We start from the raw sequence: 12,109 nt of genomic DNA, 5'->3' as shown, positions 1-12,109 counted from the left end.
TTCACTGGGTGCGCTGGCTGGCGATGTAGGCCGCCAGGGCACGGGGCGAGGCGAAGATCTTTTCGTTGTCTTCGTTGTCCGAACGCATCTGGAAGCCATAGCGCTTGGAAATGACGAGCGAGATTTCCAGCATGTCGATGGAGTCCAGCCCCATGCCTTCGCCATACAGCGGTCCATCCGGGTCCACCTCGCCGGGTGCCAGCTCCATGTTGAGGGCTTCAATGATCAGTGCAACCACTTCGGGCCACAGGGCGTCGACGGTTTCAGAAGAGACGGGTTCGGTCATGGGCAATCACTCACGGAAACAGAAAAGCATCAACGGGGCGGTGCGCGAAACGCCAGCACGGCGTTGCTGCCACCGAAGGCAAACGAGTTGGACAGTGCCGCGCGCAGCGGCACGTGGCGCCGGCCCTCCAGCACATGGTCCACGCCCTCGCAGGCGGGATCGATGCGCCCGGCCAGATGGGCCGTGGGCGGCACAGCCTGCTCGCGCAAGGCCAGCGCCGTGACGACGGCCTCGATGGCGCCAGCCGCGCCCAGCAGGTGACCGTGCATGGATTTGGTGGCGCTCACCGGCAGCTCCCGCGACCGCTCGCCAAACACCTCGCGCAGCGCAGCGATTTCCACCGGGTCGCCCTCGGCCGTGGCGGTGCCGTGCGCGTTGACGTAATGAATGTCGGCCGGCACGAGCCCGGCATCGGCCAGCGCCGCGCGCAGCGCCCGCACCTGACCGGGCTGGTGGGGGCGAACCAGGTGGCTGTGGTCGCAACTGGTGCCATAGCCGACGATTTCACCATGGATGGTGGCACCCCTTGCAACCGCATGTTCCCAGGCCTCCAGCACCAGTGCCGCACCGCCTTCACCCAGCACCAGCCCGGCGCGGTCTGACGCGAAAGGGCGGCAGGCCTGGGGCGCGGTCTGCGCGTCGCCCGGCGCCATCACGCGCATGGCCTCCCAGGCGCGCACCACGCCATACGACTGGCACACATCGGAGCCGCCCGTGACCATCACCGTGGCCTCGCCACTGCGCACGCGCCGAAACGCTTCGCCAATGGCAATGCCCGACGAAGCGCAGGCTGCCGTGTGGCTGGTGCTCACGCCACCCAGGCCCAGCTGGATCGAAATGTGCGCGTTCACCGCGTTGTTCATGCCCTGCACCACCGACAGCGGCGACACGCGCTCACGCCCTTTGAGCCACATCTCGCGGCTGCCGCGCTCGTGGGCCGCGAGTCCACCGAGTGCCGTGCCCCAGATGCAGCCCCAGCCATCGCGTGCCGCGCCATCGGCGCCGGCCTGCCGCGGCAGGCCGGCCTGGTCCCACGCCTGAAAAGCCGCCGCTACGCCCAGCTGCGAAAAGCGCTCCATCATCAGGGCCAGCGGCTTGCCCAAGGCGGCCTCCGCATCGAAGCCGGTGCAAGCCACGAACGGGGTCGACAGGGGTTTGGGCAGGTCATCGGTGTGCAGGTGCCGCACGGCCGACTCGCCTGCGAGCAGGCGTTCAAAAAACTGCCCGGTATCGCCACCGTAGGGGCTGATCACCCCGATGCCGGTGATCGCGACGCGGTGGGCACACATGGTTCAGCCCGTCTTGACGGCCGACAGCGCGTCGATGATCGACTGCATCTCGGCGACGGTTTTGGGCGGTTGCACGTCTGAAGGGATCTCGATGCCCAGCCGGTCCTCGGCATCGAACATCAGTTCGGCCAGCATCAGCGAATCCACGCCCAGTTCGGCGAGCACCGCATCGGGCGTCACCTGCTCAGGCTGCACGCCCAGGCGGTCGGTGAGGAAAGTGCGGATGAGATCGGTGGTGCTCATGAAAAACGCCCAAGGATGAAAGTGGCACGGGAGGGCCTGCACGCAAGCCATTGCGCATACACGAAAAACATGGGGAGCCCCTCAGATGCACAGGCCGTCTTGTTGTTCTGATACGGCCTCGGGCGCGCACACGCTACCGCGCCTTTCGCAAGCGGCGGATTATACAAAGCCCCCCGTGGCGGGGCTCCCGCGCCAGCGTGTGTCGTACATTAAACCGGCCCACCACGGCGCCGACCCAACGCACCCCTCCATGCCCTCTTCCACCGAACACGCCTGGCCCCGACAGCTCCTGTCGCGGTTCACCACGCTGTGGTACCTGAAGGCGCTCGGCACGATGGCGTTCATGGTGCTGTTCTTTCAGGGCTACTTCTGGGTTCTGCACCATCCGCTCACCGAGCCTTTCATGATGCCGGCGCTGGCGGTGGACGCATGGGTGCCTTTCACGCCACACGCCTTTATGGCTTACGTGTCGCTGTGGGTCTATGTGTCGCTGCCGCCCGCGCTGATGCCCAACCTGCGCGAGCTGATCCGCTACGGCCTGTGGATCGGCGCACTGTGTGTGCTCTGCCTGGCCCTGTTCTGGATCGCGCCCACGCAGACACCGATGACCGACATCGACTGGTCGCAGCACCCGCAGCTCGCGTTTCTCAAGGGACTGGATGCCTCCGGCAACGCGTGCCCTTCGTTGCATGTCGCTTCGGCGGTCTTCTCAGCGCTCTGGCTGCAGCATGTCTTTGTGCAAACCGGCTCGCCGGCCCTGCTGCGCTGGCTCAACGTGCTGCAGTGCCTGGTGATCGTCTGGTCCACGATGGCGATTCGCCAGCATGTGTTCCTGGATGTCGTGGCCGGCGTTGCAGTGGGTGGCCTGTTTGCGTGGCTGTCGCTGCGCAACGCTCGCTGACCAAGCGCTGCCACCGGCAGGCCCCGGGGCCGCAGGGCTCAAGTGGCACCAGCCGAGCGGGGTGGAGTGTGTCCATGGCGGCCCGCAGGCCATGCGCATACTCGCGCCCAACCTCTCATGACCCCTGCCTCCTACGACTGGCGCAGCATCACCGCGCTCAACACATCGTCCACCCTCGCTCAGATCGGGCAGTTCGGCATTCCCTTCGTCGTTCTCCCCCTGTGGCTGGAGCAGCAAGGAGCGTCGACCCTTCAACTGAGTCTTTTCGCTTCGTCCCTGTGGCTTGGCCAGTTGCCCGGCCTGTACGGGGCACCGCGCATGACGCACTGGCTCGGCGCCAAGCGCGTCGTTCTGATGGCGTTGCTGGTCAGCGCCCTGTCACTGGGTCTTATGGCCACCCATGTGCACGAGCTCTGGATACCGGCCGGCCTCCTGGCGGGCTTCGGGCAAGGATTGCGCTGGATTGGTCTGGAACCCTGGCTCTACAACATCGCGCCTGGCCATGCGCGGGGACGGCTGGTGGGATTCCATGAATCGCTGATCGCCCTGGCGCCGATCGTGGCGCCCGCCTTGTGCGGCTGGCTGGGCATCGAAGGTGCCACCCCTTTGCTGCTGGGCATCGGCTTCGTGCTGGTGGCCGCACTGCCCTTGGCGTGGGCCACCGAAGAACTGCGCACGGCGCAGCAGCCCCATCAGGCTTCCGACAGATCGCCACCCATTTGGCACCTTCCCAAGGAAACGGTGCTTCTCATCGGGGTGGTGGTGGCGTTGTGGGGTGGCATGTCAGAGTCCGCGTTTGCCGGTCTGTTCTCGATCTATGGCAAAGCCCATCAGCTGGATGGCACGCAAATCGCCAGCTTGTTGATCTCGTTCGGCGCCGGTGGCCTGCTGCTTCAGTACGCGGCAGGATGGCTGGCCGACCACCACGGAGTGGCCTTCGCCTGCCTGACATGCAGCGCGTGCACCGCCGGCATGGCCGTGCTCCTGACTTTGCCACTGAGCATGGCGTGGCTGCACGTCGCCGTGTTCGCCCTGGGAGGCCTGATCACGGCCTACCTCACACTCGCTCTCATTGCGAGCGCCAAAGCGAGCAGCGGCACCATGGCGCGAAACATGAGCTTGATCTCGATGGTCTACACCGCCACCGCCATCGTTGGCCCACTGCTGGCGGGTGGCGCCATCACGGTGCTGGGCGGCAATGGCCTGATGTGGGCCTTGGCCACGTTTGCCGTGGTGCTGACCGTGTGGTTGATCCGAATTGCCACAAGGCGCAGGGGCATTGTGGCTGCACGCTGAGTCCGCTGAGGTACCGCAGGCGCGATTGGGAAGAGGCCAAAGCCCGTGGGATCAAGGACTTGTTGAGACTTGGTGCGGCTGGCGGGGATTGACCCCAACTCTCCTGCTACCTATGAGAACTCGGCTGATGCCCTCGCGTTTGCACCACGAGGTTGCTACAGCGGGGATTTTATCGTCACGTGCGGACGCCCGCTCCGGAAGCATGCCTTTTGCGAGCAAACCGGTGCCCGCGAGCCGGCAGCACCGCTTGAGAGTGTGGATCCCCATGCAGCCCCTCGTCCGCATAGGGATCTGTGGCTAACTCTCCACCCAGTTGACGTGACCATCGCGCTCCACGGACCAGAAAACCTCATCAGGGCACTCAAGGCCATAGAGCCAGTGTCCAGATCGGGTCAACCGGCATACGTTCGTCTGATCCTCGGGAATGCGAGTCTGAATTCAGAAGGAAGAGCCGAGTCAGCTTGTGGCCGCCAAGTCCGCGATCAATTCGCAGGTGATCTCCAGCCCTGACTGTTCATCGGCCCCCGCCGCTTCTTCAAAGTATTTGACGCTGCCCTCGTACTCAATCATGAAGAGGAACCCATTGACACACCAAACGCGCGCGCGCAGTTTCTGAGAGGTGTTCGCGAGCTTGATTTCTATCCTTGCAAGCTCCAGCTCCTCGGTCTTGTTTGGGAAAGCCAAGTCAGCGTCGAAGCTTGGTCGACCATCCTTCATGCGGTAGAAGTTGACCTCGACTCCGTCGGGCAACCTCTGAACCTTATTGATCATCTGAACTTGCTTATCCCACAGCACCACCATTCGATCGTCCAAGCGCGCCCGAACGCAGTTCAGCAGTCGCGCCTCCAAGTCGGAGAGGCGATTCAACGTGCCGAATAAGGCACCCAGCAAAGCTTTCAACGGCATGTGCATCCTGCCTGTGCAGCACCGGCTGCTCCATACGCGGCACCAGCAGCGCCGCCCTTGTACGCATTGGGAATGCGTGTCCATTGTTGCGAAGTCCGACTCGGCATTGGGTTCTGCGTCTTCCAAGCCTTGGGCATGAATCTATAGCGATACGGATCAGACAGCGCGTGCGTGGCAGTCGGCACATAGTTGCCATTCCACATCGAGCGTGGCCCACCCATGCGATTTGGAATCCAGTGCGAGAACTCCTTGCCCGCGCCCTTCGCGCCTGCGGCCTTCAGGCCACCCACCAAACCAGTTGCAACGCCTGCTGCAACACCAGCCCATTCGCCTGCGCTGTACTCGCCGGAACACGTGTCGACTCCACCATCGACATCAAAGAGGTCGCGCAGCCGCTGGCCCTGACCAAACAGTATCACGTCTCCCATGCCTGCGCTGAAGTCTATTGTGCCTTGCGGCATCAGCGGCATGTCCGCCCACTTGAACAGGCCATAGGGATCCGTGTACGTCAACGGATCACCGCCCACGTACAGATAGCCGTTAGGACCATCTTCCAATCCGGTCGGGTCGAATTGCCGGTAGCGGCCCGTGCGCGGATCGTATTCTCGATTGATGTTCTGCAGCAACCCTGAGTCCGCATCAAACACCTGCCCCGGGAAGCGCTGGTTGAAGATGAAGGCGCCCAGCGCACTGGGGTCCTGATCGGGCAGTGACCCACCAAACGCCTCCGCCGTGTCCCAGCGCCAGACGATCGTCTGGTCCTGCCGCGTGATCACCCTCGCCGTGGCAATCTGGTCCGCGTGCACGTTGTACAGCGTGGCCGCCAGGTCGTTGCCCGCCGCACTGCCCGTGTGCTTGATCACCCCCACCGGCAAAGACCCCAGGTAGATCGTCTCGTACAACGGCTGCCCGCTGGCGTCGTACTCCCCCAGCAGTTGCCCCGCTTCGTCGTACAGGTAGTGCGCCTCCCCCGTGGGCACCAGCGCGCCGGGCCCGCTCTTGTGCACCCGCTGCCCATAACCGTTGTACAGGTGGCTCACCGTGCCCGACGCCATCACCACGCTGGAGAGGCGACCGCGGTCGCTGTAGTTCAGCGTCTGGAGACGCCGACACGCAAGTGTGAGACTCGCAAATGAAGTCTGCTAGCCACTCTCTTAGCTGCGCCGTTTCTCTACTACTTTGCAACGCACCCATCACCTGAAAAAAGAGCAGTGGCGCCAAGGACTTGCCAAGACGTGGTGCCGCTTGCGTGAATTGACCCCAACTCTCGCGAAGCCTTCGGGCATCCCGACGGCGTCAGACGTTGCACTGGTATTTGCTCTAGAGCAGCATTCGAGACCAACCTACTGGAGTTGATTTGCGCCATGGCGATTCAGCACCGCCAAGAGTTCGCTTCCCCAAAGGGCCGCTCCAGACTGTTGAGAGTCATTCGCAGCCGGCGCCACGAGCGGCCCCTGCGACCATCAGCGGACATTCGATTGGCGGCGGCTCGTTTGGCCGCTACTCACTCAAGACCGGATATTCGTTGGTGCACGGTGGTTGAGCCGATCTGGATGACCGATCACGGAACCTGGACCTCCACAGGCACCTCGGTCGCAACGGCAATCTGCTCCGCAACAAGCGCATACAGATCCTGCTCGATGGTGGGTGCTTCTATCGAGATCAGAAGGCTGTACCGGGCGGAACGGTCGAAGCGACCGTGGGACGGCCGATTACGCCACCAACCCATAGCCGGAAAGATCGCCAGCTGACCTCGATTTGCGAGCTGCGCGGCAGTGCCGGTCCAGCTGTCGGACAGCAATGAGCCGCGGGTACGCAGCTTCTCACCGATGGTCCATCCGGGATCGACCCCGCCCCCGCCCGGGAGGCCCTGCTCCTCGGCGGCCGCCTGGGCGTTGATGCGGCCTCGAAAGGCGGCCTCGGTCTCGAGGGGTCGACGCACTGCAAAGCGCAGCGCGTGCGACTGGTAGGCGTACTTGTCGATGCCACCCCGCTCGCCCGGGTTGGGCTCGATGAAGTGCGACAGCGTGACGCGGAGAGTAACAGGCAGATCCCCGAGTTGTTGCAGCACGTCGATGGGCCACGGCAGATCGTGCATGTGCATCTCGCGTGTCTTCACTTTGCCGTCAGACTTGTGATACGGCTGGATCTCGTCTTGCACAATCATGGTCAGCGAGTTGCTCGCGCTGTACAGGACCCGCTCGAGGCTCGGCACGCCGTAGCCACAATGGCGCAGCAACTGACGCAGGGTGGTCTGGTTGCGCACGCCAGCCGGTGTGTAGGCATCAAGCATCGGCTGGGTCCACCGTGCTGAGTGAACCATCAGGCCCCGGACGGTTTCCGGCCAGAAGCCTGGATAGGCTGCCGTGATCCGCGCGCACATGCCCGCGGCTAGCGCTGTGGCTGCACTGGTGGCCCAGCTGAGCGTGAACAGCCGCTCATGCGGCCGATGGCCCGTCGTCAGCAAGGACAGGCTGTCCATGGAACTGGTGAAGCCGGACGGCTCAATGGCGACGTTGCCACCCTCCATGACGATATCGGGCTTGAAAGGCCACCCGGGTTGCCAAGTGGCGGACGTGGTCGTGTAAGGGCTCAATCCGCCGACGCTGGCGAGGGCCGTGTACGCCGGTGAATGCGCCGAGATGGTCGTCAAGTCGGAGTAAGCGCCCACCGTTAGTGCGTTCCATGCTTGGCCCGGGTCATGAACGGAACTTGTGCTCAGGCTGTGCGGGTAGGCAGCCCAGGCAGCGTTGTCGTTGGTGTTGCCCGCGCAAAGTACGAAGAGCCGACGCGTGGCGCCCTGGCCTTCGTAGTCGCAAGCGAGCCGATCAACCTGGGCAGACCAGGACGAAGGCCTGCCTCGATCGCGGCCGTCGGTCGACGACACAGCCATCGCAAACACACGCCGGCGCTCGGTGTTAATGATCTCCACCCGCGCCACCGCTTCCGCGGTGATGGCGCCAAATGACTCGCCTTCATTGTCTCCGGGAAAGCGCAACACCTTTACCGACTCCAAGCGGTGCGGAACGAGCAGCGGCGCATCCTCAGCCAGCGCTGCCGTTAGGTCGCCCATTAGCGCCAGGCCAGCGAGTTCGCTGCCGTGGCCGTTGGCGTCATCCGGCCCCCAGGCAGGCTCGACGGAGTGGCGATCATCGTCGGCCACAAACGGAGCGAGCAGCGGGTGGCCGTGATTCACCCCAGTGTCCAGCAGCGTGACATACGCTTTACCGCTCGGCTCAGGTTGCAGCCTCTGCTGCAGATCGCTTTGCCAAGCGTCCTGCTCATCGAGCGCCAGGTTGGCGAAAAACTCGGCCGTGGTCTTGGCACGCCTCAGCTCCGCAATCATGTTCAGCACGAGCGGCGACTGCAGGAACTGGTTCTTGGTGCCGTGCACCTGGGCGACCATGCGCTCGGGGAAATGAAGCACGCGATCGCTGACCCGCAGTCCTGCCATGTCGGCTACCTTGCGGAAGTCGGCCAGCGAGCGCTCCGCATGAGCGCCGAGGGGCAGCCAAGCCTCCCACCAGATGGCCTGCGCAGGGTCTGCTGGCAATGCAGCCGCTTCATCGGTCCAGAGCGAATCGAACGTCGCTACCCGCAGTGCGCTGATGGCGTCCACCAGCGTCTGGTGATCCCGCGGGTTGTCGTTCTTATCGGTCTTGTGATCGACGTACTCGGTGATCAGCTTTTCGAAATGCTCGAGCTTGCCCTGGGGCACGAACACGGTGGCGAGAATCTGCGTTCCATGCTGCCGAACATTCATCAGCTCGATGCCGCGATGGTCACGGGCCAGGCTCGCGGCGGCCATGGCCACCCCCTGCTCACTCTCGAATTCGACCTGGATGCCGATCGCGCTCTGCACGCCGGCTTCCTTTTGCTCGGCTACACGCTGCTGTTGGGCCACGCCAACCTGCGCCAGCTGTGCGCGAAGCGCGCCGGCATGCTGCTGCCGGTCCTTTGGCTGCACCGCCATTTTGTCGCCACCGCCGCTCTTGGCCGTATATCCCTCGACACTGCGCGTGTCTTGAGGGAGCAGATGGGGACGGTGTTGTTGCGCGCCAGTAGCCATTTAGCGGACGCGCACTGAGGGCTTGGCCACAGGTGGGGGGCGACGCACGGCATGGCGTTGTTGCAAGAGGGCCTTGACGTCATCGGCAGGCACTCTGACTTGGTCATGCATTACGGCTTCCTTTACGGCATCGCCGACGGCGCGCGTGATCTCGGCATGGCTCAAGCCGACAGCTTCCGTGGCCAACGATGAGATGGACTTGGCGGACTTGAGGTAGCTCCCCAGCCGCATGCGCAGCAGCGCGCGAATCTCGTTGGCGGACGGCACGTGGTATTCCACCAAGTCATCAAAGCGGCGAAACAGCGCCTCATCCAGGATGTCGACATGGTTGGTGGCGGCGACGATGACGCTGCTGGACTCATCCTGTTCGATCATCAGCAGGAAGCTGTTGAGAATACGCCGGATCTCGCCAACGTCATTGACAATGCCGCGCTGGCTGCCGATTGCATCGAACTCGTCGAAGAAATACACGCCTCGGGTGGAGGCCACCGCATCGAACACCTGCCGCAGCTTGGCAGCCGACTCCCCCATAAACTTGGTGATCAAGGCGTCCAGGCGCACGACGAACAGGGGAATTCCTAGCTCACCCGCGAGCGCAGCCGCGGTCATCGTCTTGCCGGTGCCGGAGGGTCCGACGAGCAGCAGCTTTCGACGCGGGTGCAGGCCGTGGCTGCGCAGCTTGCCCAGATGCCGCTGCTCCTTCAAGACACGTTGAAGCCCGGCAAGCACCGGCTCAGCCAGCACCATGTCCGATAGTCTGCTCGACGGGTAGGACACGCTGAGCAGCGAGGCCAAGTCGCCTTTGGGGCGAGCCAGCGGGATGGCGCCATCAGCGGCACCTGCGTTCCGACGCAACTTGGCTGCGTCGAGCAGGTCGCGCAGTTCCTCGGCCAGCTTGCCGTGGCCCTGCTTGGCCTCGTGCGCGGCCATCTGCATCGCCACCGAGTAGAAGTGGCGTTCGTCTCCCTCCGCATACGAGCGGAACAAGGCTTTGAGTTGATCGCCGTTTGCCATGATTCACGATTGTCACTCATGTGCCCTTGCGTGCCTGGCACATAGGGTTTGCCTGATCGAGACGCCCGCAGATTGAGCGGCCAGACGGCGGCTCCCGAACGGGGGAGCACTAGGCTTGGATTTACCGGACTTTCGATGCTAGGCGCACTGGTCCCACGGCCGCAGTACTGCGCAAAACCGTCATTTGAGCGGGTGTCCGTCGCCGAGGCCAACGACTGCTTGTAATCCGAAAACGTGAGTTCGCCCTTTAAGGGCCATGGCCGAAATCGCTGCAGTGCTGCCATAAAGTGCCTGCACGTCAACAAGGCCGATAAAAGCAGGCGGAGAGGGTCTGCGTATCCGCGGATGTGGCTTCCGCAACCGGTTCGCAATCGGATTGACCCCAACTCTCCTGACGCGAACTGGCCAAAAACTCAAACCTAGCATTTAGTGGCGAACCGCCTCCAGCACGCGTGATGCGCCCCTCGCGCACGCGCCGTCCTAGTGGACCGCTGGCAAGTTCGCCTTGCTAGACGTGGCAAACACTAGACGTCCCAGACGTCACACAACATACCGGTATACCGGTATACCGGAAGACGGCATGGCTGCACCTGAATGGTTGGGGTACTACCAGTTAATTCACCGCACAGGCTTCCAGACCACGTTCTAGCTCAAAGCATTTTCTCCGCGCCACCGTATATCTGCTCACTACCCACTTAGCTAGCAACCTTAGCACGGAGCACATATGAAGCAAATGACCAGAGGCAGACCGCTAGAACGCAGTCCGCAAGATGATGTACCCGCCGACTTTCGAACCTCGGTTTCCTACATCGACACTATCCAACTCGTACAAAACGAGAGCTTCCCAGACAAAGAATTTCAAGAACTATGCACATCCCAACCAGACCGTACAGGCCATCCACCGCGATACCTCAGTAGAAGCGTTACCACATCAGGCGGATATTGGGTTCGTCGCGTGAAACTGCAGCAACCTACAAGCGCCGAACTGTTCTGGCTTTGGAAACAGGAACAAGACGGGCGCTGCAGAATCACGCGAGTTCACGTGGCACTAGACCTCATATCGCACAACACGGTCTCAGCAGAAGCACTCCGGCAGCACATCGAAGCACGCCTGCTTCCCAATGTCCGAGCCCGCCGGTCTTTTCGCAGCCCGTACGATGGAACTGTTAAGGAGTCGGTTACTACGGCAGGTGATACGACTTACTACTTTCGCGGAGTGGCCCAAGGAATTGAGATCGCTCTGTACTCAGACCACTACTCAAAAGCCGGATATGGGTGGCGATGCTGCCACTTAGAGTATCGCGTTATAGGCAGCCGGGCATTGCGTGCTTCGGGGATCTATTCGATGAATGATGTGCGGAACCTAGACCACACGAAGTTCTGGGATCCCAAGTTGCGCTTCTGGAGGCCCCCAACAGCAGCGAGCTTGGCACGCGCAAGCAATGGCGCAGCGAAATCACGGACAGCCGAGTCGTTGGGTTCGCAAGAGAACCAACGAGAAGCCCACTTGATACTCAGACGTGCGTCCCTTCACGGCCCGGACAGGCTAAATGGGATGCAGCTGTACCTCGAGTTGCGTGATAGGGCGTGGAAGTACAACAGGTGCCCCTCGCGCTTGTTCCAGACGGTAGACCACAGATGGGCACTGCCTCCTACACGGAACTTTATGTGGCCTGCCAGGAGACAGCTTGTAGAGAGTGACTAATTGAGCGGACTCATACGTCTGTACATCCGGTACAAACGTATGCCAAGCACGTCTTGCAATTAAATACTAGCAAAACTCACCCCTGGGCTCTTCGCACGCGCGAGCGCATACAGCGAAGAATCGTACACATGTCTGCAATCGTGCTTTGCGCACGCCTGGAAGATGCGCACCACACCAACCCCAGCGGACATGGTGCTGGGAGTGGCACAACCCTTAAGCACACAAGTCCTGTTGCAAGCACTATTCAACGCAGTCCTTGCAAACTGGGCACAACTTAACGTGCTTGTCGTGGAGAGGGTTTCCGCATGCACCGCAACGCCATGACAACGCCATCGCGGAGCCTTTTAGAAACAGGACTACCGCCAACAGAACTCCCACTGCCAAGCCAAGGCTCCCCCAG

Annotated in this window: 9 protein-coding genes; 2 read left to right on the top strand and 7 right to left on the bottom strand. The window is 62.4% G+C overall.

Annotated features, from left to right (window positions below):
• Nucleotide 1: 1 nt before the first annotated feature.
• The 3 genes from KXJ60_RS05150 to KXJ60_RS05140 are packed head-to-tail and all read right to left on the bottom strand — an operon-like array spanning nucleotide 2 to nucleotide 1,818.
• Nucleotides 2-286, bottom strand: a complete 285-nt coding sequence (locus KXJ60_RS05150) for a phosphopantetheine-binding protein (RefSeq protein ID WP_291124750.1) — start codon at nucleotides 284-286, stop codon at nucleotides 2-4.
• Between the two features lie 29 nt (nucleotides 287-315).
• On the bottom strand, nucleotides 316-1,575 hold the full coding sequence (locus tag KXJ60_RS05145) for a beta-ketoacyl-[acyl-carrier-protein] synthase family protein (protein ID WP_291124748.1): 1,260 nt from the start codon (nucleotides 1,573-1,575) through the stop codon (nucleotides 316-318).
• A gap of 3 nt (nucleotides 1,576-1,578) precedes the next feature.
• Complete coding sequence (locus KXJ60_RS05140) at nucleotides 1,579-1,818, bottom strand: acyl carrier protein (RefSeq protein WP_291124746.1); 240 nt, start codon at nucleotides 1,816-1,818, stop codon at nucleotides 1,579-1,581.
• 250 nt (nucleotides 1,819-2,068) lie between these two features.
• Here KXJ60_RS05140 and KXJ60_RS05135 point away from each other — a divergent pair, with 250 nt between their 5' ends.
• Both KXJ60_RS05135 and KXJ60_RS05130 read left to right on the top strand, forming a co-directional pair.
• Nucleotides 2,069-2,719: a phosphatase PAP2 family protein gene (locus KXJ60_RS05135; protein WP_291124744.1), complete on the top strand. Its 651-nt coding sequence runs from the start codon at nucleotides 2,069-2,071 to the stop codon at nucleotides 2,717-2,719.
• A gap of 117 nt (nucleotides 2,720-2,836) precedes the next feature.
• The gene (locus tag KXJ60_RS05130) at nucleotides 2,837-4,015 is read left to right on the top strand and encodes an MFS transporter (RefSeq protein ID WP_291124742.1); all 1,179 of its coding nucleotides are present in this window, start codon (nucleotides 2,837-2,839) and stop codon (nucleotides 4,013-4,015) included.
• A gap of 456 nt (nucleotides 4,016-4,471) precedes the next feature.
• On the opposite strand, the gene KXJ60_RS05125 is transcribed toward KXJ60_RS05130, so the two are convergent.
• The 4 genes from KXJ60_RS05125 to KXJ60_RS05110 all read right to left on the bottom strand — a co-directional run bounded on the left by KXJ60_RS05125 (nucleotide 4,472) and on the right by KXJ60_RS05110 (nucleotide 10,004).
• Entirely contained in the window at nucleotides 4,472-4,921 is a 450-nt protein-coding gene (locus tag KXJ60_RS05125; RefSeq protein WP_291124740.1) for a hypothetical protein, read from the bottom strand.
• On the bottom strand, nucleotides 4,912-5,961 hold the full coding sequence (locus tag KXJ60_RS05120) for an RHS repeat-associated core domain-containing protein (protein WP_291124738.1): 1,050 nt from the start codon (nucleotides 5,959-5,961) through the stop codon (nucleotides 4,912-4,914). The genes KXJ60_RS05125 and KXJ60_RS05120 overlap by 10 nt, the downstream gene beginning before the upstream one ends.
• 521 nt (nucleotides 5,962-6,482) lie before the next feature.
• A complete protein-coding gene (locus KXJ60_RS05115) occupies nucleotides 6,483-8,990 on the bottom strand; it encodes a S8 family peptidase (RefSeq protein WP_291124736.1) in 2,508 nt (835 codons plus the stop codon).
• Complete coding sequence (locus tag KXJ60_RS05110; RefSeq protein WP_291124734.1) at nucleotides 8,991-10,004, bottom strand: AAA family ATPase; 1,014 nt, start codon at nucleotides 10,002-10,004, stop codon at nucleotides 8,991-8,993.
• Nucleotides 10,005-12,109 lie beyond the last annotated feature (2,105 nt).

The organism is Hydrogenophaga sp. (assembly GCF_019264445.1).
Taxonomy (GTDB): domain Bacteria; phylum Pseudomonadota; class Gammaproteobacteria; order Burkholderiales; family Burkholderiaceae_C; genus Hydrogenophaga.
The sequence above is the reverse complement of the archived record's forward strand: the minus strand, read 5'-3'. Positions and strand labels throughout refer to the sequence as shown.

Coding starts and splice junctions, on each gene's coding strand:
- KXJ60_RS05115 (WP_291124736.1), bottom strand. CDS start 8,990: ATGGCTACTGGCGCGCAACAACACCGTCCCCATCTGCTCCCTCAAGAC.
- KXJ60_RS05145 (WP_291124748.1), bottom strand. CDS start 1,575: ATGTGTGCCCACCGCGTCGCGATCACCGGCATCGGGGTGATCAGCCCC.
- KXJ60_RS05110 (WP_291124734.1), bottom strand. CDS start 10,004: ATGGCAAACGGCGATCAACTCAAAGCCTTGTTCCGCTCGTATGCGGAG.
- KXJ60_RS05140 (WP_291124746.1), bottom strand. CDS start 1,818: ATGAGCACCACCGATCTCATCCGCACTTTCCTCACCGACCGCCTGGGC.
- KXJ60_RS05130 (WP_291124742.1), top strand. CDS start 2,837: ATGACCCCTGCCTCCTACGACTGGCGCAGCATCACCGCGCTCAACACA.
- KXJ60_RS05150 (WP_291124750.1), bottom strand. CDS start 286: ATGACCGAACCCGTCTCTTCTGAAACCGTCGACGCCCTGTGGCCCGAA.
- KXJ60_RS05135 (WP_291124744.1), top strand. CDS start 2,069: ATGCCCTCTTCCACCGAACACGCCTGGCCCCGACAGCTCCTGTCGCGG.
- KXJ60_RS05125 (WP_291124740.1), bottom strand. CDS start 4,921: ATGCCGTTGAAAGCTTTGCTGGGTGCCTTATTCGGCACGTTGAATCGC.